This is a genomic window from Pseudomonas sp. FG13, from assembly GCF_057809755.1.
Genome location: NZ_JBMDKO010000033.1, coordinates 40,558 through 60,204 on the forward strand (window position 1 = coordinate 40,558; position 19,647 = coordinate 60,204).

General features: G+C 62.5%; 17 protein-coding genes. 6 read left to right on the plus strand and 11 right to left on the minus strand.

Features of this window, described 5'->3' with window-relative positions; all coding sequences use genetic code 11:
- The first annotated feature begins 80 nt into the window (after nucleotides 1-80).
- Together ACODTO_RS21835 and ACODTO_RS21840 are read left to right on the plus strand one after the other, a co-directional pair.
- The gene (locus ACODTO_RS21835) at nucleotides 81-1,166 is read left to right on the plus strand and encodes an aromatic ring-hydroxylating dioxygenase subunit alpha (RefSeq protein ID WP_139643193.1); all 1,086 of its coding nucleotides are present in this window, start codon (nucleotides 81-83) and stop codon (nucleotides 1,164-1,166) included.
- A complete protein-coding gene (locus tag ACODTO_RS21840) occupies nucleotides 1,163-2,113 on the plus strand; it encodes a PDR/VanB family oxidoreductase (protein ID WP_489107035.1) in 951 nt (316 codons plus the stop codon). Before ACODTO_RS21835 ends, ACODTO_RS21840 begins: the two co-directional genes overlap by 4 nt.
- Before the next feature lie 116 nt (nucleotides 2,114-2,229).
- Here the strand turns inward: ACODTO_RS21840 and ACODTO_RS21845 are convergent, their stop codons facing one another.
- From ACODTO_RS21845 to ACODTO_RS21860, 4 genes are all read right to left on the minus strand, one after another.
- Nucleotides 2,230-2,943, minus strand: a complete 714-nt coding sequence (locus ACODTO_RS21845; RefSeq protein ID WP_139643199.1) for a GntR family transcriptional regulator — start codon at nucleotides 2,941-2,943, stop codon at nucleotides 2,230-2,232.
- Nucleotides 2,944-3,229: 286 nt separating this feature from the next.
- The gene (locus tag ACODTO_RS21850; protein ID WP_489107038.1) at nucleotides 3,230-5,104 is read right to left on the minus strand and encodes a feruloyl-CoA synthase; all 1,875 of its coding nucleotides are present in this window, start codon (nucleotides 5,102-5,104) and stop codon (nucleotides 3,230-3,232) included.
- Between the two features lie 143 nt (nucleotides 5,105-5,247).
- Nucleotides 5,248-6,696 carry an aldehyde dehydrogenase gene (locus tag ACODTO_RS21855; protein WP_464709029.1) on the minus strand — a complete coding sequence of 483 codons (1,449 nt, stop codon included), beginning with the start codon at nucleotides 6,694-6,696 and terminating at the stop codon, nucleotides 5,248-5,250.
- A gap of 107 nt (nucleotides 6,697-6,803) precedes the next feature.
- A complete protein-coding gene (locus tag ACODTO_RS21860) occupies nucleotides 6,804-7,634 on the minus strand; it encodes a p-hydroxycinnamoyl CoA hydratase/lyase (protein WP_024777695.1) in 831 nt (276 codons plus the stop codon).
- Nucleotides 7,635-7,849: 215 nt separating this feature from the next.
- Between ACODTO_RS21860 and ACODTO_RS21865 the strand changes: the two genes are divergently transcribed.
- A complete protein-coding gene (locus ACODTO_RS21865; protein WP_139643205.1) occupies nucleotides 7,850-8,335 on the plus strand; it encodes a MarR family winged helix-turn-helix transcriptional regulator in 486 nt (161 codons plus the stop codon).
- 141 nt (nucleotides 8,336-8,476) lie between these two features.
- Here ACODTO_RS21865 and ACODTO_RS21870 read toward each other — a convergent pair whose 3' ends face one another.
- On the minus strand, nucleotides 8,477-9,781 hold the full coding sequence (locus ACODTO_RS21870) for an OprD family porin (RefSeq protein ID WP_175384977.1): 1,305 nt from the start codon (nucleotides 9,779-9,781) through the stop codon (nucleotides 8,477-8,479).
- A 311-nt stretch (nucleotides 9,782-10,092) separates the two neighbouring features.
- Between ACODTO_RS21870 and mhpT the strand changes: the two genes are divergently transcribed.
- Entirely contained in the window at nucleotides 10,093-11,304 is a 1,212-nt protein-coding gene (gene mhpT / locus ACODTO_RS21875) for a 3-(3-hydroxy-phenyl)propionate transporter MhpT (RefSeq protein WP_139643210.1), read from the plus strand.
- 5 nt (nucleotides 11,305-11,309) lie between these two features.
- Here mhpT and ACODTO_RS21880 read toward each other — a convergent pair whose 3' ends face one another.
- Nucleotides 11,310-11,945 (minus strand): hypothetical protein, encoded by a 636-nt coding sequence (locus ACODTO_RS21880; protein ID WP_139643213.1) that lies wholly within the window; start codon nucleotides 11,943-11,945, stop codon nucleotides 11,310-11,312.
- Between the two features lie 238 nt (nucleotides 11,946-12,183).
- Here ACODTO_RS21880 and ACODTO_RS21885 point away from each other — a divergent pair, with 238 nt between their 5' ends.
- Nucleotides 12,184-13,035 carry a CAP domain-containing protein gene (locus tag ACODTO_RS21885; RefSeq protein ID WP_139643216.1) on the plus strand — a complete coding sequence of 284 codons (852 nt, stop codon included), beginning with the start codon at nucleotides 12,184-12,186 and terminating at the stop codon, nucleotides 13,033-13,035.
- A 33-nt stretch (nucleotides 13,036-13,068) separates the two neighbouring features.
- Here the strand turns inward: ACODTO_RS21885 and ACODTO_RS21890 are convergent, their stop codons facing one another.
- A complete protein-coding gene (locus tag ACODTO_RS21890) occupies nucleotides 13,069-13,962 on the minus strand; it encodes an NAD(P)/FAD-dependent oxidoreductase (protein WP_489107036.1) in 894 nt (297 codons plus the stop codon).
- Nucleotides 13,963-14,099: 137 nt separating this feature from the next.
- Here ACODTO_RS21890 and ACODTO_RS21895 point away from each other — a divergent pair, with 137 nt between their 5' ends.
- Complete coding sequence (locus ACODTO_RS21895) at nucleotides 14,100-14,549, plus strand: Rrf2 family transcriptional regulator (RefSeq protein ID WP_175384974.1); 450 nt, start codon at nucleotides 14,100-14,102, stop codon at nucleotides 14,547-14,549.
- Nucleotides 14,550-14,612: 63 nt separating this feature from the next.
- Here the strand turns inward: ACODTO_RS21895 and mqo are convergent, their stop codons facing one another.
- The 4 genes from mqo to pqqA form a co-directional block, all read right to left on the minus strand.
- Entirely contained in the window at nucleotides 14,613-16,256 is a 1,644-nt protein-coding gene (gene mqo / locus ACODTO_RS21900) for a malate dehydrogenase (quinone) (protein ID WP_139643224.1), read from the minus strand.
- A gap of 507 nt (nucleotides 16,257-16,763) precedes the next feature.
- Nucleotides 16,764-18,134: a hybrid sensor histidine kinase/response regulator gene (locus ACODTO_RS21905; RefSeq protein ID WP_139643226.1), complete on the minus strand. Its 1,371-nt coding sequence runs from the start codon at nucleotides 18,132-18,134 to the stop codon at nucleotides 16,764-16,766.
- A complete protein-coding gene (gene ercA / locus ACODTO_RS21910; protein WP_139643671.1) occupies nucleotides 18,118-19,275 on the minus strand; it encodes an alcohol dehydrogenase-like regulatory protein ErcA in 1,158 nt (385 codons plus the stop codon). The genes ACODTO_RS21905 and ercA overlap by 17 nt, the downstream gene beginning before the upstream one ends.
- Nucleotides 19,276-19,406: 131 nt before the next feature.
- Nucleotides 19,407-19,478 (minus strand): pyrroloquinoline quinone precursor peptide PqqA, encoded by a 72-nt coding sequence (gene pqqA, locus ACODTO_RS21915; RefSeq protein ID WP_003243383.1) that lies wholly within the window; start codon nucleotides 19,476-19,478, stop codon nucleotides 19,407-19,409.
- Nucleotides 19,479-19,647 lie beyond the last annotated feature (169 nt).

The following is a 19,647-nucleotide window of genomic DNA, read 5'->3' on the forward strand; positions in this document are numbered from 1 at the left end:
CGTCGATAATACGTTGACAACAAAACTAGTTAAGAGACTTAATGGATCCATAGAAAAACAAAACCACCTGGAGACCCGTCATGTATCCCAAGAACGCCTGGTACGTTGCCTGCACCCCCGAGGAAATCGCCGAGAAGCCCCTGGGTCGTCAGATCTGCGGCGAGAAAATGGTTTTCTACCGTGGCCATGAAGGCAAGGTCGCCGCTGTCGAGGACTTCTGCCCCCACCGCGGCGCCCCGCTTTCCTTGGGCTACGTCGAGAACGGCAACCTGGTGTGTGGTTACCACGGTCTGGTGATGGGCTGCGATGGCAAGACGGTCGAGATGCCAGGGCAACGGGTGCGCGGATTTCCTTGCAACAAGACCTTTGCCGTACAGGAACGCCACGGATTCATCTGGGTCTGGCCCGGCGACCAGGCCTTGGCCGACCCGGCACTGATCCATCCTCTGGAATGGGCGGAAAACGAAGAATGGGCCTATGGCGGCGGCCTGTTCCACATTCAGTGCGACTACCGCCTGATGATCGACAACCTGATGGACCTGACCCACGAGACCTATGTGCATGCCTCGAGCATCGGCCAGAAGGAGATCGACGAGGCGCCACCGGTGACCACGGTCGAAGGCGACGAGGTCATCACCGCCCGGCACATGGAAAACATCATGGCCCCACCGTTCTGGCGCATGGCCCTGCGTGGTAACAACCTGGCCGACGACGTACCGGTGGACCGCTGGCAGATCTGCCGCTTCACCCCGCCCAGCCATGTCATGATCGAAGTCGGCGTGGCCCATGCCGGCAACGGCGGCTATCACGCCGCGCCGCAGTTCAAGGCGTCGAGCATCGTGGTGGATTTCATTACGCCGGAAACCGAAACGTCCATCTGGTATTTCTGGGGCATGGCCCGGCATTTCCAGCCCAAGGACGAAGCCCTGACCGCGAGCATTCGCGAAGGCCAGGGCAAGATTTTCAGCGAAGACCTGGAGATGCTCGAGCGCCAGCAACGCAACCTGCTGGACCATCCGCAACGCAACCTGCTCAAGCTCAACATCGATGCCGGTGGCGTGCAGTCGCGTCGGGTGCTGGAACGCTGGATCGCCCGTGAGCGCGAGTCCCAGGCGGGGTTGATTGCCAGTACCCATCAGCCACAACCCGCGGAGCAACGGCCATGATCGAAGTTCAGGTCGCGGCGCGGCACAACGAAGCCCTGGACATTTGCAGCTACGAGCTGACCCGTGTCGACGGCCAGCCTTTGCCCGCCTTCACGGCCGGTGCCCATATCGATGTGCATTTGCCGGGTGGCGTGATTCGGCAGTATTCGCTGTGCAACCACCCCGAAGAACGGCACCGTTATCTCATCGGCGTGCTCAAGGATCCAGCGTCGCGGGGCGGCTCAAGCAGCCTGCACGAGCAGATCCTGCCCGGCGCGCGGTTGTTCATCAGCGAACCGCGCAATCTGTTCCCCCTCGCCCTCCAGGCCCGGCGCCATCTGCTGTTCGCCGGAGGTATCGGCATCACGCCGATCCTGGCCATGGCCGAGCACCTTGCGCAGAGTGGCGCGATGTTCGAATTGCATTATTGCGCCAGGTCCCTGGAGCGGGCCGCCTTCGTTGAGCGCCTGGGTCAGGCTCCGTATGCCGATCGGGTGTTCCTGCATTTCGACGAAGCGCCCGAGACCGCACTGGATACTGCTCGGGTGCTGGCGTCGCCCAGCGAAGACGTGCACCTCTATGTCTGCGGCCCCGGCGGGTTCATGCAACATGTGCTGGACACCGCCAGGGCCCAGGGCTGGCAGGACGCCTGCCTGCACCGCGAATACTTCGCCGCCGCCCCCACCGATACCCGCGCCGACGGCAGCTTTGCCGTGAAGCTGGCCAGCAGCGGCCAAGTGTTCGAAGTGCCCAAGGACCGCAGCGTCGTGCAGGTGCTGGAAAGCCATGGCATCGAGATTCCGATCTCCTGCGAGCAAGGCGTCTGCGGCACCTGCCTGACCCGCGTACTGGAAGGCGAGCCGGAACATCGCGACATGTTCCTGACCGAGGCCGAGCAGGCTTGCAACGACCAGTTCACGCCGTGCTGTTCCAGATCGAAGACGCCGTTGCTGGTGCTGGACCTCTAGTCCCCCAGCCTACCCTATCCCTGTGGGAGCGAGCCTGCTCGCGATGGCGCTGGATCAGTGAAAGACCTGTAACTGATACACCGCCATCGCGAGCAGGCTCGCTCCCACAATGGTATTCACTCGGAACGCAAGATCACCTTCATCCGCTCATCCGCCAAGGTCGAGCCGAACACCTCGGCGTAGCGCAAGGTGGCGTTGGCATGTTCGCGCATGATCGCCTCGGCCCGCGCGCCCTGGCGATGGATCAGCGCGTCGAACACCGAGTGGTGTTGCATGTGGGCATAGTTGAAGCGCCGATACTCGCCGGCCATGTTCTGCCGATCCACCGCCAGGGCGGTGACTGAGGCGAATGGCAGATGATCGTTGCGAGCCAGCGCATCGGCAATGGCCGGATTGTGGCTGCCCTCGACGATCACCTGGTGAAAGCGCATGTTGAGGTCGTGATAGACCTCCAGGTCTTCCTCGGTCACGTAGCCCTTGGCGAACAGTTCGTCGCCCTGCACCAGGCATTGTTCGAGGATGGCGCGGGCCTCTGCGTCGAGGCCTCGTTCGGCGGTCTGGCGCGCGGCCAGGCCTTCCAGCACACCGCGCACTTCCACCGCGCCGGCAATGTCCTCGGCGCTGACCGAACGCACCTGGAACCCACGCCCGCCGAAGCGCACCAGCAACCCCTCCTGCTCCAGCGTCCTGAACGCCATGCGAACCGGCATTCGCGACACGCCGAACCGTTGCGCCGTGGGAATCTCCATCAACCGCTCACCGGCCGCCAGCTCGCCAGAGGCAATCATTCTGCGCAACGCAACCAGCACCGTTTGGCCGGGCTTACTCATCCGGGGTACTTCCAGGGAAAAGAGACCGCCATAGTAAAAGCAAAACCCCGTGGGAGCGAGCCTGCTCGCGAGGGCGCTGGGTCAGCCACTGCAGCGTTGACTGATAATCCGCCATCGCGAGCAGGCTCGCTCCCACAGGGGTTGTTGGTGTATGCAAGCGCTGCGTACGTCGCAGATCCATTGTGGGAGCGGGCTTGCTCGCGAAGGCGTCGTATCAGTCACTTGAATGTTGACTGACCATGCGCTTTCGCGAGCAAGCCCGCTCCCACAGGTTTTGCGTGTGTGCTTAAGCGACTGTTGCCCGCAGGATCGACTCATCTTCGCCGCGGTATAGCGCTTCGACTTTCGCCGCCCGCCATTGCAACACCGCCCGCTGGTTGATGGAGCCCTTGTCGGTGATTTCGCCGCGGTCGATGGACGCCGGTTCATCGAGCAAGGCGATCCACTCGACTCGGCTGGCATTGCCGCTGGCCCCGTGGTTGAGGCGTTGCAGCCAGTCGGCGAACCAACGACGGACCGGGGCGCTGGCGAGTACCTGGGCATCGCTGGCGTCCGCGGGCAGGCCCGACAGGCGTCGGCATTCGGGAAGCCGCGGGAATACCAGGGCGCCCAGGCATTCGCGATCCGGCGCGGTCACCACCAGGTCCTGGACGTAGGGCGTGCCTTCCAGCACCGCACGGTTGCGCAACGGCCCGACGCTGACGAACACGCCGGAGGACAGCTTGAAGTCCTCGGCAATCCGCCCGTCGAACATCAACCCCAGTTGCGGATTGGCCGGATCGGCCAACTTGATCGCATCGCCCGAGCAATAGAACCCGTCCTCGTCGAACACCTCGGCCGTCTGCTGCGGCGAGCGCCAGTAGCCGGGCATGATGTGCGGCCCGCGAAAGCGGCCTTCGAACTTGCCGTCCACCGGCACCAATCGCACTTCGCAACCCGGCGCCGGCAGGCCGATGTAGCCGGCCATGGACAACGGTCCGGTGGTAAAGGTGCAGGACGGAGACGCTTCGGTCATCCCCAGCCCGGCCATCATGCGGATCCGTTCGCCGCAATGCTGCTCGGCCACTTTGTCGAGCCGGTCCCAGGTGCTCTGCGACAGGCCGGCGGCGGCAAAGAAAAACAGGCTGACGCGCTTGAAGAAGCGCTCGCGCAACTCGCCATCGCGCTCCAGGGCGCTGACCAGCTCCTCCCAGCCCTTGGGCACGGTCAGGTAGGCAGTCGGCGAAATCTCCTTGAGGTTGCGCAAGGTTTCGGCGAATCCCTGGGCGGTGGGCTTGCCGTCATCCAGGTAAAACGTCCCGCCGTTGTACAACACGATGCCAACGTTGTGACTGCCGCCAAAGGTGTGGTTCCACGGCAACCAGTCCACCAGCACCGGCGGTGCTTCGCCGAACACCGGAAAGGTCTGCAACAGCATCTGCTGGTTGGCACAGAGCATGCGCTGGGTGGTGACCACGGCCTTGGGCAGTTTGGTGGAACCCGAGGTGAAGAGAAACTTGGCGATACTGTCGGGGCCCGTAGCGGCAAAGGCATGCTCGGCCTCGGCACCGCCGGGTTGCGCCAACAGGCTGGCGAAGCTTGCCCGGGAGCGCCCCGCCATCTCGCCATCCACCGTGATCAACGGCACATTCGCCGGCAATACCGCATTGACTGCACGTTCAAACGGCGCCGCCTGGCTGACGAACACCAGCCCCGGCTGCAGCAGGTCGCAGACATGCCGCAGCTTGGCAAAATCCTGGGACAACAACGAATAGGCCGGCGACACCGGACAATAGGGAATGCCGGCATACATCGCCCCGAGGGCCATCTGCAGGTGTTCGATGTCGTTGCCCGAAAGCAGGGCCAGGGGTTTGTCGGCAGACAATCCATAAGCCAGCAGGCCCTGGGCAATGGCGCGGACGCTGTCGAGCATTTCGGCGTAGCTGACCCGACGCCAGTCACCCCCGCTCTGCCGGGCAGCGATAAAGGTCTGTTGTGGGCGCACCTGGGCCCAATGCACCAGCCGGTCGAGCAAGCGCGCCGGCAATGGGGCCAGGGCTTCCAGGGAGCGCATGTGCAAGATGCCCTGCTCCTCACTGACCTCAACCGCAGGGTGACCAATCGACACCTGGCGGTAGAGCCCGGAGCCGGGTTGGGAGGACGATCTGAACTCGGAACTCACGTACATTTCCTCCACCAAGGCACACTCGGGTCCCGCGATGCGAGTGGAGTGTGGCAGCGTCTGGCTGCGACCTTGTTATTGTTATGTCTGGCCTGCATCGGGCGGCGGTTTTCGAGGCACCGCCACCCGCAATGCGATGGATATCAGATCGGGTAGTGCCGGGGACCGTTCTGCAAGGTCACCCAACGCAACTGGGTGAAATGCTCGATGGACGCCTTGCCGCCGAAGCTGCCGTAACCACTGGACTTGACTCCGCCGAAGGGCATCTGCGCCTCGTCGTGCACGGTCGGACCGTTGATATGGCAGATGCCCGATTCGATCCGTTGGGCCAAGGCCAGTGCCCGGCTGGTGTCGCGGCTGAAAATGGCCGCCGACAGGCCGAATTCGGAATCGTTGGCCAGGCGGAGCAAGGCTTCGTCACCGCTGCCGCGCAACAACACCGCCACCGGACCAAAGGACTCTTCACGGTACAGGCGCATGTCCGGCGTCACCCCATCGAGCAGGGTCGGTTGCAGAATGCTGCCCTCCAACTGGCCGCCCGCCACCAGCGTGGCGCCTTTGGCCAGGGCATCGTCGATCATGCCCTTGATGCGCTGGCCGGCACTGACGTCGACCAGCGAGCCCAGTACCGAATCACCGCTGGCGGGGTCACCGGCACGCAAGGTGGCGATCTTCGCCTTCAACCGGGAAACGAAGGCATCGGCCACGCTCGTGTCCACGATCAGTCGCTCGGTGGACATGCAGATCTGGCCCTGGTTGAAGTACGCCCCGAAGGCAGCCGCTTCCACCGCGGCGTCCAGGTCGGCGTCGTCCAGTACGAGAAACGGCGCCTTGCCGCCCAGTTCCAACAGCGCCGGCTTGAGGTGACGGGCCGATAACTCGCCTACGATACGTCCGACGTGGGTCGAACCGGTGAAGTTGACGCGGCGCACCGCCGGGTTAGCGATCAGTCGCTCAACGATCACCGCAGCGTCCGCAGGCGCATTGCAGATCACGTTGACCACACCATCACCCAACCCGGCGTCCTGCAGCACCTGGCCGATCAAGCGGTGCACCGCCGGGCTGATCTCCGACGCCTTGAGCACCACGGTGTTGCCGCAGGCCAGGGGCATGGCGATCGCGCGGGTGGCGAGAATCACCGGGGCATTCCATGGTGCAATGCCCAGCACCACGCCGCAGGGCTGGCGCAGGGCCATGGCAAAACTGCCGGGCACGTCCGAAGGAATGATTTCGCCGTTGATCTGAGTGGTCATGGCGGCGGCTTCGCGCAGCATGTTCGCCGCCAGGTGCACATTGAAGCCATACCAGTTGGCCATGGCGCCGGTTTCGCCGGCGGCGGCGATGAACTCAGCGCTGCGGGCCTGCAACTGCTCGGCCGCCCGCAGCAGACGGCTGCGACGTTCGTTGGGGGCCAGCGCGGCCCAGGCGGGAAACGCGGCATGCGCGGCGGCCACGGCCGCGTCGGCGTCTTCCACCGTGGCGGCGGCCACACGGGACACCACTTCTCCAGTCACCGGATTGCAACGCTCGAAAGTCCGACCGTCACGGGCGGGGCACGACTGGCCGCCGATCAACAGGGGCACGTCCAGCATGGTGATTCCTCTTTATTGTCTTTATCGGGAATACGTTCACGGTAGCGCCAAGGGCCTTTGACGAACAGCCTGCGGGCGCTTCTGGAGCCACCCGCTGCGCCTGCGTCTCAGCGCTTGTAGGCCTGCAGGCCCGGCTTGATGCTCTTGTCGTCGAGGAACTGCTTCATCCCTTGTTCGCGACCGCCCTCTTTGTCCAGCAGGCGCGACTGGTCGAGCTTGGCGTACAGGTAGTCTTCGTTCTGCTCCCAGGTCAGTTCGCGGCAACGCTTGAAGCCGTGCTTGGCCGCCCGTAGTACCACCGGGTTCTTCTCCAGCAGGTTGCGCGCCAGCTCTATCGTGACCTCACGCAGTTGCGCCAGGGGTACGCTTTCGTTGACCAGGCCCATTTCGGCGGCCTTCTGCCCACCGAAGGTCTTGCCGGTCATGATGTAGTACAGCGACTGGCGATGCCCCACGGTATCGGCCATGGCCTTGCTGACGAGGTTGCCAGGCGGGATGCCCCAGTTGATTTCCGACAGGCCGAACGTGGCTTCGTCGGCGCAGATCGCCAGGTCGCATGCCACCAGCGGGCTGAAACCACCACCGAAGCACCAGCCGTTGACCATGGCAATGGTCGGCTTGGCGTACATGCGCAGCAGTTTCCACTGCCACTGCGAGGCTTCGCGACGGATCTTCTCCTGGAGGATTTCCGGTCCGGCGTCCACCTCACGGAAATACTCCTTGAGGTCCATGCCGGCGGTCCAGGCATCACCGGCTCCGGTCAACACGAGTACGCCGGCCGCCGGATCCTGCTCCAGGGTTTCCAGCACGTCGATCATCTCGCGGTTGAGGGTCGGGCTCATGGCATTGCGTTTTTCCGGGCGATTGAGGGTGACCCAGGCAATGCCTTCCTCGACGTCGACTTTGACCGTTGTCCAACGACCTTCGTAATTGCTCATGACACGTGCTCTCTTGTTCTTTGGCTGAAGATGAACAAAAGCTAAACCGCAAAACTAGTTATGTCAATTAACTATTAATCGGTTTACCCAGGTTTTTTCGTTCACAAAAATGAAGCCTTAGATCAATGAATTCGCAATCGACCATAGCCATCGCGGCATAACCTCGGCAAACTGGATAGCCTTGTTAATAATTAACCTTGAGGATGCTTTTTTCGATGGCCAAGTCTTCCAAGCTTGCCGAACCCGCCGGGAGCGCAACTGACGGCGGCGACGTGCCGGCGCCGCTGGACTCCGCGCTGGATGACCTGATCGGTTACGCCCTGCGTCGCGCCCAGCTGAAACTGTTCCAGAACCTCATCAGTCAACTGGCCGTTCATGACCTGCGGCCGGCCCAGTTCTCGGCGCTGGCGATCATCGACCAGAATCCGGGCCTGATGCAGGCCGACCTGGCCAAGGCCCTGGCGATCGAACCGCCACAAGTGGTGCCGCTGTTGAACAAGCTGGAAAGCCGGGCGCTGGCCGTGCGGGTGCGCTGCAAGCCGGACAAACGCTCCTATGGGATATTCCTGAGCAAGACCGGCGAAACCCTGCTCAAGGAACTCAAGCAGATCGCCGCCCAGAGCGACCTTGACTCCACGGCCGCCCTCTCCGGTGCGGAGCGGGAAGAATTGTTGCGGTTGTTGAAGAAGGTCTATCAGTAGCAGGATGCTTTTGTGGTGATGGAGGTGTGGGAGCAAGGCTTGCCCGCGACAAGGGCGACGCGGTCTGTCAGAAATCGAGGCGCCTGTTTCGCGAGCAAGCTTTGCTCCCACAGATATTCTCACCACAAGAAAGTTTGACTGTTACCAAATGGGCACGCTGTACGTCACCAGGAACCGTGTCTGGTTTTCATCGCGAAACGCCGCGCTGCCCGGAAAATCATTGCGATAGATCGACTTGCGCGCAAGCAACCCGACATCCTTCAGCGGGCCGCTCTGGATCACGTACCCCAGCTCCATCTGGAACTCGCGCTCCTTGCGGTCATCGGCACCGAGGGCGGCCAGGTCAATGTGGTCACCGCGTACATAGCGCAAGCGCGTCCTCAACCCGGGCACGCCGACCGCGGCGAAGTCGTAGTCATGGATCGCCTGCCAGGTGCGCTCCCGGGCATTGAGGAAATCCGAACTCATGGTCATCTCGCTCAACCCCATCAACTCGGTGCCGGACACGTAGGGCGTGGCGGTATCGCCGCTGGCGTGCATGTAGCCCAGGCTGACCCGATGACCGCCCCAGCGATAGCCGACCAGCGCCGAGACATTGCGGTTGTCCACCTTGCCGGCCTTGGCGGCACCGTCTTCACGGCTGAAGAAACTGCGCAGGTCCGTGGTCAACACGCCGTCGCCCAGGGTCAGGTTATGCAGCAACGCCAGGGTGTCCTGCTGATACAGGTCCGCCACTTCGGCGTGATAGGCGCGCAGGCCGAGGTCTTTGGTGATCTGGTAATCACCGCCGACATACGCCATGTGGGAGGCAGTGGCCGCACCGTTGAAACGGCGATTGGGTGACGCGATGCTCATCGGCTGGTAATCGGTGGAGTCGCGTCGGTTGATGCGATCGATGTAGCCGGTGTTCAGCGTCAGCCCCTCGATGTCCTTGGAACTGAGGGTCGTGCCGCGGAAGGTCTGCGGCAGCAACCGTGACGGGCTGGCGAACGCAAACGGCAGGAAAATCGACACATCGCCGGTCTTCACGAGGGTCTGGCCGAAGCGCAGCTTGCCAGTCAGCGCCAGGCGTGAATACTCGTCCGCCGCGCGCTTGTCGCTGCTGGACACCGGCAGCAGTTCGGTGCCGCTGCGATCGGGCGAAGAGTCGAGCTTGATCCCCAGCAATCCCCGGGCATCCACGCCGACACCGAAGGCACCGGGGGTGAAGCCCGACTCCATGTTCATGATCACCCCCTGGGCCCATTCCCTGGCCGCCGTCTTGGCACCGTCATCCTTGTAATCGCGGTCCATGTAGTAGTTGCGCAGGGTCAAGGTGCCATGGCTGTCGTCGATGAAGCCCGCGGCCCACGCAGTGGTCGAGGATAGGCCCAGCCCCAGGACCAGCAGATGAGCGAGACGTGTAAAGGGGGCTGCTGCACAAGCACCCCGGACAAGGTTCGGCATGTTCGAAAGTCCTTTTTATTGTTGTTGTTTTTCTGCGGTCCCCACAGCTGGATGAGGACACGGAACAGAAGAATGGAAACCGAGCGCCCTCCCCGTCAATCCGAAATGACCGATAATCGAACATTAATATCATTAACCATTTTTACTGTTTTTCTAAAATCAATATTCAACTTACTGATTTTGTTAGTAATACCTGAAAAATACCGCACCAGTTCGACACGATTCATTTTTTAGTTAGCTTTGTTAATCTGATTCAGCTTACCGGCTGGCTGAGAGTCGGGCCCCTGACAAAAACAATAAGAGGACTTGTCATGAATCATCCGGCGCGTCGTGCGACGCTGACCATCGCCTTGTGTTTCATCGTTGCGCTGATCGAAGGTTTCGACCTGCAATCGGCCGGTACCGCGGCTGCCGGCCTGCGGCAGACCTTCGTGCTAGACCCGAAAATGATGGGCTGGGTGTTCAGTGCGGGCATCATCGGGCTGCTGCCCGGGGCCTTCTTCGGGGGCTGGATCGCAGATCGCATCGGCCGCAAGAAGATCCTTGTCGGCGCCGTGCTGGTGTTCGGTGTGTTTTCCCTCAGCACCGCTTATGTCGAGCAGTACGCCAGCTTGCTGCTGGTGCGTTTCATGACCGGCCTTGGGCTTGGCGCCGCCCTGCCCAACCTCATCGCCCTGTGCGCCGAGGCCGTGGGTGAACAGCGACGGGGCACGGCCATCAGCGTGATGTATGCGGGTGTGCCGCTGGGGGGCGCGTTGGCGGCAGTGGTCGCGATGCTGTTCGGTGAACACTGGCAGATGACGTTCTTCATCGGTGGCCTGGCACCATTGCTGGTGGTGCCGCTGATGCTGCTGTGGCTGCCGGAATCCAGCGCCTTTCGCCAGACGCAGGATGTCGGCGCCGAGGCGCGTACCTCGACTGGACAGGCGTTGTTCGGTGACGGTCGGGCCCGTACCACCCTCGCGCTCTGGCTGAGTTATTTCTTCACCCTGACAGTCATGTACATGCTGCTCAACTGGCTGCCGTCGCTGCTGCTGGAACAGGGCTTCAGCAAGCCCCAGGCCGGGCTGGTACAGATGCTGTTCAACATCGGCGGAACCCTCGGCTCGTTGCTCGGCGGCCTGTTGCTGGACCGCTGCAACGGGATCAAGGTGGTGCTGTTCGTCTATGCCGGGTTGTTGAGTGCCCTGGCCGGGGTCGGCTTGTCGGTCGGTATCGTACCGATGGCCGTCGCCGGATTCTGCGCCGGCCTGTTTGTCATGGCCGCACAGTTGGTGCTGTACGCCTTGGCGCCGCCCTCTTATCCGACGGCCGTACGTGCCACCGGCGTCGGTGCGGCAGTTGCCATCGGCCGACTGGGCTCGGTCGCTGGCCCCCTGGCTGCCGGGCAGATCCTGGCGGCCGGGGCCGGGACCACGGGGGTGTTACTGGCGACGTCGCCGGGGTTGTTGATCGCGGCGTTGGCGGCAATCAGCGTGATGGTTCGCGCGGTGCCGCTGGGTGGGGTGCAGGCGGCGCGTTGACTGTCTCAATCCGTGGTGCTGGCCGCTAGCACGCTGAGTGTCCGGCGTCGGGGGTTCCAGATGCTGAGGCACCACACGCCCCACCACTCCAGGCCGTCGTCGAAATAATCACTCCAGGGGTCCCGGGCGGGATCGGGCTCGTCGCTGGCCAGCCAGTCGAGGTTGAAATTGTCGACCCAGTTCAGTACTTCCACCTCGACGCCCGCCTCAAGCCCGAGCAGGCCGAGCCACTCCCTGAACAGCGCTTGTAACTGACCATCGCCGAAGCGGGTGCCGTAAGGCGGCTCGCAAAAGGCCTCATACAAGGCAAAAGGCGGTGGATTGTGCGCCTCCCTGTCGGTTCGCATAAGTTGCGCGACCTCCTGCCGGTCCAGCGGCTTGGCTCGGGCCTTGTCCAAGTCCCAGCTCATGCCGGGAGGCGCGGTATCGGCATAGCGAGGATCGAGGATCATCTGGCGATGTCGCTCCAGCCACAGATGCCTGATGGCGAGGAATAATTGATCCACGGCCTGGCGGTGATGTACCGGGGTGATCACCTCACCAACCTCCGGGGCGAGCACGATGAATTCAAAGGCGCACCCGGCCTCTTCCATCCGCTGGCGCAGCGATGCGCTGGCCTGCTGCTCGATCACTTTCAACATGACGGGCTCCGTTGATCTTCGAGGCACCCCCACCTGGCGCTAGGCGATACTTCAGATTTTATGGCTTTGAAATGACAATCATGGACTTATTCGGCAGAAAACTGATCCCACTACATGAGGATTGTCCCAAACGGTACCAGACGGTACTGTCCCGGGATTTTAAAAGAGCGTGAATACCGTTGCCCCAGCGGGGCAAAAATTGCGCATCATAGGCGCCGTCCGCTCAAGGGAGATTTACATGCGTGCCATTTCATCCATCCTGCGCCTGGCCGTGCTGTCGCTGGGGCTGGCGTTCACCGTCGGAGCCGTGGCGACCGAAGAGACGAAACTGGTCGAGTCCATCAATCTGTATCGCAGCCAATCCCAAAGCTGCTCGGGCCAGGCCTCCCTGGAGTTGCCGCCGCTGGCGATGGACTCGCGGTTGATCCTGTCGGCCAACGGCATTGGCGATCTGCAGCAAGCGCTGGCACGCGCGGCCTATCCGATGGTCAACGTGCAGGCCATCAGCCTGTCCGGCCCCCGCGACGCACAAGCGGCGATGAAAGCCGTACAGGAAAGCTTTTGCCAAGTGGTGCTGGACCCACAGTTTGTCGACATCGGCGTCAGCCGGCTGGATCGCGAATGGCGCATTGTGCTGGCGCGCCCCTTGTTGTCGGGTCGCCTTGCGGACTGGCAGGGCGAAGGCCAGAAGCTGCTGAAGCTGATCAATAGCGCCCGGGCCCAGCCGCGCCGGTGCGGGAGCGAGGCCTTCGCCGCGACCACACCACTTGCCTGGAACGCCACCCTGGCCCTCGCCGCCGTGAACCACACCCGGGCCATGGCGAACAACAATTTCTTCGACCACAAGGACCGCGATGGCCGCATGCCGGGCGACCGCGCCGAACTCGCCGGCTATCTCGGCCAATTGATCGGCGAGAACATTGCCGCCGGGCAGGACACGGCCCTGAAGGTGGTGGACGGTTGGCTAGCGAGCCCAGGACACTGCGCCAACCTGATGAACCCGCAGTTCCGCGAGCTGGGCGCCGGTTATGCCGTGGACCCGAAGAGCGATGCGGGCATCTACTGGACCGCCATGTTCGGCACTCAATAGCGTGCTAGAGGGGCCGCGCAACGGCCCCCGGACTTACTCCTTCGCAAATATCAACGACCGATGCACCCCCGACCCGGCCCTCACTCCATCGCCCACGGACAGCGCGACCGACCCGAATGGCATCGCCGCATCGCCGCAGGCAAACACCCCCGGTACGCTGGTTTCGCGGGTCAGGTCAGTCTGGATAAAGGCCCCGAGTGGACCGTCTTCCAGCTCGCAGCCAAGGGACGCGGCCAGCGAGCCAGCCACGCGGGTATGCGGCAAGACAAACAGTCCGTCGATCGCCACCACTCGGCCATTTGCCAGAACGACACTGGCCCGCTCCCCCTCTATCCGTTCGACACGTTCCGACACCAGGGTCACCCCCCGCTGCTCAAGACTGGCCCGCTGTTCCGGGTCGGGCTCGAACGCGCCATTGAGAAAGAACGTGGTAGGCCCCCAATCCGGGAGCATCAGCGCATGGTGCAGCGACATTTCTGACGTTGCCAACACGCCAATAGGACCTTGCTGCAGTTCATAACCGTGGCAGTAGGGGCAATGGAAGACGCTTTTACCCCAGCGCTCCGCCAACCCGTCCACCGTCGGCAGATCATCGATGACCCCCGTGGCCAATAGCAGGCGCCGGGCGCTGTAGGATTGGCCCTGGGCAGTCTCCAGGGTGAAACCACCCGCCTCGGGAACGGCGCTGATGGCAGTGTCCGAGCGCCATTCCACGGTGGAATAGGCCATGAGCTGGGCTCGGGCGTCATCGGCGATGTCACCGGGCGCCCGGCCGTCCTGGCCAAGAAAGCCATGGGAGGTTGCGGCGAACCGGTTGCGACGCTGGCCGGCGTCGATCACCAGCACGTTGCGCCGGGCACGGGCCAGTTGAAGCCCTGCGGACATACCGGCGTAACTGCCGCCTGCGATGATGACGTCGTAGCGCATGATCGATCTCCAAGGGAAGGGTCGACGGGATGAAAGTCTCGACACATCGTAAGTTCCTTGAAAAGCACCTGTCAACGATCTCGTAACTTTTGCCATTACAGGCGATACTCGCAGCCGAAGCCACAGAAAACGCCATCATGAGAACCGACACCCGCCTATCGCGCATGCTCCACGTCCTGATCCACATGGACCGCCACCAGCAATCCGCCACCTCGGACACCATCGCCCAGATGTTGGGCACCAACCCGGTGGTGGTGCGCAGGACCATGGCATTGCTCAAGGAACAGGGCTATGTCACCTCGGAAAAAGGCCATCGGGGCGGCTGGACCCTGAGCAAGCCTCTGTCGGAGATGACCTTGCTCGACATCCACCAGGCCTTGGGCAGTACCTCGATTTTCTCCATCGGCTTGTCCACCGACCACCCGCAGTGCCTGGTGGAACAGGCGGTGAACGGCGCGTTGACGGATGCCTTCGATGAGGCCCAGGCGTTGCTGCTCAAGCGTTTGGGCAGCATTACCCTGGCGCAATTGGCGGAGGATTTTGACCGGCGCTTCCGAGACACGCCCGCGCCCGCGCCTCACCGCTGACCCCAGCATAAAAAACGCCGCTCAATGAGCGGCGTTCTTGTACAGCACCAGACAATGTCCGGTTTACAGCGCCATGTCGGCCGCTGGGTTGCCGTCGTTTTTGGCTGCCGGCTTGGCCGGTGCCGCCGGGGTACCTGGCTTGCCGATCGCCGGTGGCGGATCCAGTTGCAGGACCTCGCTGGTGTAAGCCCATTCCTGAGCCACGCGCTCAGGGCTGTCGTTGAGCTTGGTGCCGTAGCTTGGCACGATCTGGTGCAGCTTCTCCTGCCAGGCCGGGCTGGCGACCTTGTCCTTGAAGACCTTCTCCAGCACGCTCAGCATGATCGGTGCGGCGGTCGAAGCACCTGGCGAGGCACCCAGCAGGCCGGCGATGCTGCCGTCCTGGGAAGCAACCACTTCAGTACCGAGTTTCAGCACGCCGCCCTTCTCTTCGTCACGCTTGATGATCTGCACGCGCTGGCCGGCCTGCCACAGGCGCCAGTCTTCCTGCTTGGCTTCCGGGAAGTATTCCTTCAGTGCATTGAAACGGTCTTCGTCCGACAGCATCAGCTGGCCGGCCAGGTATTCGACCAGTGGGTACTGTTCGATACCGACCTTGGTCATCGGCCAGACGTTGTGGGTCGTGGTGCTGGTCAGCAGGTCGAAGTACGAACCGTTCTTCAGGAACTTGGTGGAGAACGTCGCGAACGGGCCAAACAGGATCACACGCTTGCCATCGAGCACGCGGGTGTCCAGGTGCGGAACCGACATCGGTGGCGCGCCAACCGAAGCCTTGCCGTAGGCCTTCGCCAGGTGCAGTTGGGCGACGGTCGGGTTCTCGGTCACCAGGAACGAACCACCCACCGGGAAGCCAGCGTATTCGCGGGCTTCCGGAATATCGGACTTCTGCAGCAGATGCAGAGCACCGCCGCCGGCGCCGATGAACACGAACTTGGCGTCGGTCTCGGTTTCGGTACCGTCCTTCAAGTTCTTGTAGGAAACGCGCCAGGTGCCGTCTTCATTGCGGGTGATGTCTTCCACTTCGCTGGACAGTTTCAGCGAGAAGTTCGGCTTGGTTTGCAGATAGGCGGCAAACTGGCGGGTGATTTCGCCAAAGTTCACGTCGGTACCCAGTGGACTCCAGGTGGCTGCGACTTTCTGGCTCGGATCACGCCCTTGCATCATCAGCGGAACCCACTTGCTGATCTGCGCGGGGTCTTCGGAGTACTGCATACCGGCGAACAACGGGCTGGCCTGAAGGGCTTCGTAGCGCTTCTTCAGGAAAGCGATGTTGTCGTCGCCCCACAGGAAGCTCATGTGCGGCGTGGAGTTGATGAACGAGCGCGGGTTCTTCAGCACGCCGTTCTTGACCTGCCAGGACCAGAACTGACGGGAGATCTGGAAGGCTTCGTTGATCTCGATGGCCTTGGCGATCTCGACCTTGCCGTCCTTGTCTTCCGGCGTGTAGTTCAGCTCGGCCAGCGCGGAGTGACCGGTACCGGCATTGTTCCAGCCATTCGAACTTTCTTCGGCAACACCGTCCAGGCGCTCGACCATTTCCATGGTCCAGCCCGGCTCCAGCTCATTGAGCCAGACGCCGAGTGTCGAGCTCATGATGCCCCCACCGATGAGCAGGACGTCCACTTTTTTTGCCTCGGCGGCGTGCGTGGTCGCAAGACCCATCGCCATCGCCAGGCCCAGTAGCGCCGTGTGTGTTTTCTTCAACATGTGTGTATCCCTAGGATGGAACGCCATTCCGCCCTCCGGTCTGTTCAAGGATAGACCACGCCTATGGCCGGCAACGCCAGCGTGACGGGTTCGAATGGACTGGAGGATGGACCTACAGGGCCGCGCAATACAGCGGCCTCGGTTTATGTCTCTCCGGCACTGACTTCTTGTAGGTCTTGGCTTCAGCTGGGTGAGGGACACTGCAAAACGGTCTTGATCGGGGCTGGCGTGGCCGTGCCCGATTGTCGCAGCGGGGGGAGTTTACATAATGAAATAACCAGACCGAAGCCTCTTTTTACATTCGGGGTGAAAACGCCGACCAAATGGCGGCGTTTTGATGGCGGTCTTCAGCTCGAAAATATTTGAGGGTTACTTGCAAAACCCTGTGGGAGCGAGCCTGCTCCGGGCGGCGATCCGACGATGACGGCGGCACATTCAACATCAATGCAAGCTGACCCACCGCTATCGCGAGCAGGCTCGCTCCCACAGAGGAGGTTGCGGTGGAGGCTAGCCCAGCAACTGGCTCAACACCGCCCGCAACTTGCCCGGCTTGACCGGTTTGTTGAGCAGCGGCGCATTCAGTTTGCGCAGGGCACGACGGCACTGGTCGCTGCGGTCGGCGGTGATGATCACCGCCGGGATGGTCTGCTGGAAATGCTCACGCAGGTGCTTGACCACTTCGCAGCCGACCACCCCGTGATCCAGGTGGAAATCCGCCAGGATCAGTTCCGGTGCTTGGCCTTGCAGCACGTCGATAGCAGCCGCTTCGTCGGTGGCGGTCAGCACGTCGCAGCCCCACTGCCCCAGCAACGCAGCCATGCTTTGCAGGATGCTGAGTTCATTGTCGATCACCAGCAGCCGGCGTCCGGGCAACGGGTTGCCGGTCATCGCCTGGACGGGCGTCTCGGACAACGGCAACGGTTTTTCATCCGACAGCGGCACTTCGATGCTGAACACCGAGCCGCGTCCTGGCCGGGAACGCACCTGGACCCGATAGCCGAGAATATGGGCGATGCGCTCGACGATCGCCAATCCCAACCCCACGCCTTTGCGATCCGCCGCCCGGCCCACGTCCAGCTGGTTGAACTCGAGAAAAATCGATTCCAGGCAGTCGGCGGCAATGCCGCGTCCCGTGTCCCAGACCTCCAGGCTCAGGCGCCCTCCCCGGCGCCTGGCGGCCAGGAGAATGCCGCCGTGGTCCGTGTAGCGGCAGGCGTTGCTGAGCAGATTGCGCAAGATCCGCGTCAGCAGACGCAGGTCGGTCATGACCACTTCATCACCGAAGCGCGCGCGCAGCGCCAGTCCCGCGGCGCCCGCCACCGATTGAAACTCGGAAACCAACGGCGCCAGCAACTCGTCCAGCCGATAGGACGCAACGTCCGGGCGAACCGCAGCCTGGTCCAGCCGGGAAATGTCCAGCAGGTCGGTGAGCAGGTCTTCCGCGCCCTCCAAGGCCTGGTGAGTGCGTTCCACCAGGACCTGCTCGGGGTTCGGCAACTGGCGCTCGCGCAGCGTGGCAATCAGCAGGCGCGCGGCGTTGAGCGGCTGGAGCAGGTCATGGCTGGCGGCGGCCAGGTACTTGTCCTTGCTGCGGTTGGCGGCCTGGGCGGCGTCGCGGGCGTCGCGCAACTGCTGCTCGACGAGCTTGCGCTGGGCGATCTGCTGCTGGAGGTTGTGATTGGCTTCCAATAGCTCATCGGTGCGTTCGGCTACCCGCTGCTCCAACTGATCGTTGAGTTGTTGCAGGCGCTGGCGGGCCAGCTCCAGGTCTTCGAGGCGCGCCGCCAGTTCGGGATAATGGCTCTTGCGCGTCGAATGGTTGCCCAACCCCAGCAGCCCGGCCAGGGCTTTTTGCTGTTCGTCAGAGGGCTTCGCCATAGACGACCTCGACATCCCGCTGGCTCGACTCCCGAGGGTTGGTGAGAATGCACGGATCATGCATCGCGTGCTGGGACAGGAAAGGAATATCCGAAGTGCTCACGCCATGCAGTCCCAGTGTTTCGTGGAAACCGATGGTGCGCTTGAGCGCGATCAGGTGTTCCACCAATCGCGTGCGGATCTGCCGATGATTCAATCCACGGCAGTCGATCCCCAACGTTTCGGCGATCACCTTGAAACGGTCCGGCGCCGAGTTGTAGTTGAACGCCACCACATGCTCCACCAACACCGCGTTGCACAACCCATGAGGCAGGTCCAGGAAGCCCCCCAGGCTGTGGGACATGGCGTGCACGGCACCGAGAATGGCATTGGAGAACGCCAGCCCGGCCTGCATGCTGCCGAGCATGATCTTTTCCCGCAGGGCGACATCCGCCGGGTTGGCAATCATCTGCACCAGGTTGCTGTTGATCAGCCGCATCGCCTCCAGCGCGTGGGGGTCGGTGAGCGGGCCGTGGCCGGTGGAGACGAAGGCCTCGATAGCATGCACCAGCGCGTCGATGCCGGTACAGGCCGACAGAAACGGGTCCATGCTCAGGGTGGTTTCCGGGTCGATCAGCGAGACATCCGGCACGGCGGCCTTGCTGACGATGGAAAACTTCATGCGCTCCTGCTGGTTGGAGATGATCACGAACTGCGAAACATCGGCCGAGGTCCCGGCTGTGGTGGGGATCAGGATCAGCGGTGGGCTGGGCACGTGCAGGGTGTCGACGCCTTCGAATTCGAGAATGTTGCGGCCATGGGCGACCACGATCCCGATGGCTTTGCCGCAGTCCATGGGACTGCCGCCACCGACAGCGACGATGACGTCACAGTGGTTTTCCCGGTACAGCTCGGCACCGAGCATCACTTCCTCGACACGGGGATTGGGCGAAACGCCACTGTAGATGCAGTAATCGATCCCCAGGGCCTGGAGGCTGGCCTCGACATCACCCACCCAACCGGCGGCGATGACGCCTGGATCGGTGACCACCAACACCTTTCGCGCGCCGAAGGTCTGGGCGTAATTACCGACATTGTGCCGGCAACCGGCACCGAACATGATTTCAGGAGAAACGAACTTGCGCAGCGGACTGAGGCTCATCTTTTCGGGTACATGGCTCATTGGTAAGCCTGTTCTTATTGTGTTGGATACCCAGAGCCTAAAGCATCCCGCCGTTAATGCAATCAGACCAAAGGGTAGCCCGGCCTGAACGCCTCAGGCCGGGCCGACGCTTATCGATTGGCGAAGTACATCGTCACTTCGAAGCCGATACGCAGGTCGGTGTACGCGGGTTTAGTCCACATGGGTCTTTCCTCTTCTTGTACCGGGCGATTCCGGCAAGGTCATTAATGCACGGGGTGCCGTGGGTTCGAATGCTACTTTCGAAGCGGTGGAGGGGGTGCGTTGGTAGCAGGTCCTACACATCAAATGTGGGAGCGAGCCTGCTCGCGATGGCGGCGGGTCAGCCAACAC

What these genes read in the sequence shown, in the direction of transcription:
- ercA (WP_139643671.1), bottom strand. Translation starts at nt 19,275, where the DNA reads ATGAGCCTCAGTCCGCTGCGCAAGTTCGTTTCTCCTGAAATCATGTTC.
- ACODTO_RS21855 (WP_464709029.1), bottom strand. Translation starts at nt 6,696, where the DNA reads ATGCTGGACGTGCCCCTGTTGATCGGCGGCCAGTCGTGCCCCGCCCGT.
- ACODTO_RS21885 (WP_139643216.1), top strand. Translation starts at nt 12,184, where the DNA reads ATGCGTGCCATTTCATCCATCCTGCGCCTGGCCGTGCTGTCGCTGGGG.
- mhpT (WP_139643210.1), top strand. Translation starts at nt 10,093, where the DNA reads ATGAATCATCCGGCGCGTCGTGCGACGCTGACCATCGCCTTGTGTTTC.
- ACODTO_RS21880 (WP_139643213.1), bottom strand. Translation starts at nt 11,945, where the DNA reads ATGTTGAAAGTGATCGAGCAGCAGGCCAGCGCATCGCTGCGCCAGCGG.
- ACODTO_RS21890 (WP_489107036.1), bottom strand. Translation starts at nt 13,962, where the DNA reads ATGCGCTACGACGTCATCATCGCAGGCGGCAGTTACGCCGGTATGTCC.
- ACODTO_RS21840 (WP_489107035.1), top strand. Translation starts at nt 1,163, where the DNA reads ATGATCGAAGTTCAGGTCGCGGCGCGGCACAACGAAGCCCTGGACATT.
- ACODTO_RS21845 (WP_139643199.1), bottom strand. Translation starts at nt 2,943, where the DNA reads ATGAGTAAGCCCGGCCAAACGGTGCTGGTTGCGTTGCGCAGAATGATT.
- ACODTO_RS21895 (WP_175384974.1), top strand. Translation starts at nt 14,100, where the DNA reads ATGAGAACCGACACCCGCCTATCGCGCATGCTCCACGTCCTGATCCAC.
- mqo (WP_139643224.1), bottom strand. Translation starts at nt 16,256, where the DNA reads ATGTTGAAGAAAACACACACGGCGCTACTGGGCCTGGCGATGGCGATG.
- ACODTO_RS21835 (WP_139643193.1), top strand. Translation starts at nt 81, where the DNA reads ATGTATCCCAAGAACGCCTGGTACGTTGCCTGCACCCCCGAGGAAATC.
- ACODTO_RS21860 (WP_024777695.1), bottom strand. Translation starts at nt 7,634, where the DNA reads ATGAGCAATTACGAAGGTCGTTGGACAACGGTCAAAGTCGACGTCGAG.
- ACODTO_RS21870 (WP_175384977.1), bottom strand. Translation starts at nt 9,781, where the DNA reads ATGCCGAACCTTGTCCGGGGTGCTTGTGCAGCAGCCCCCTTTACACGT.
- ACODTO_RS21905 (WP_139643226.1), bottom strand. Translation starts at nt 18,134, where the DNA reads ATGGCGAAGCCCTCTGACGAACAGCAAAAAGCCCTGGCCGGGCTGCTG.
- ACODTO_RS21865 (WP_139643205.1), top strand. Translation starts at nt 7,850, where the DNA reads ATGGCCAAGTCTTCCAAGCTTGCCGAACCCGCCGGGAGCGCAACTGAC.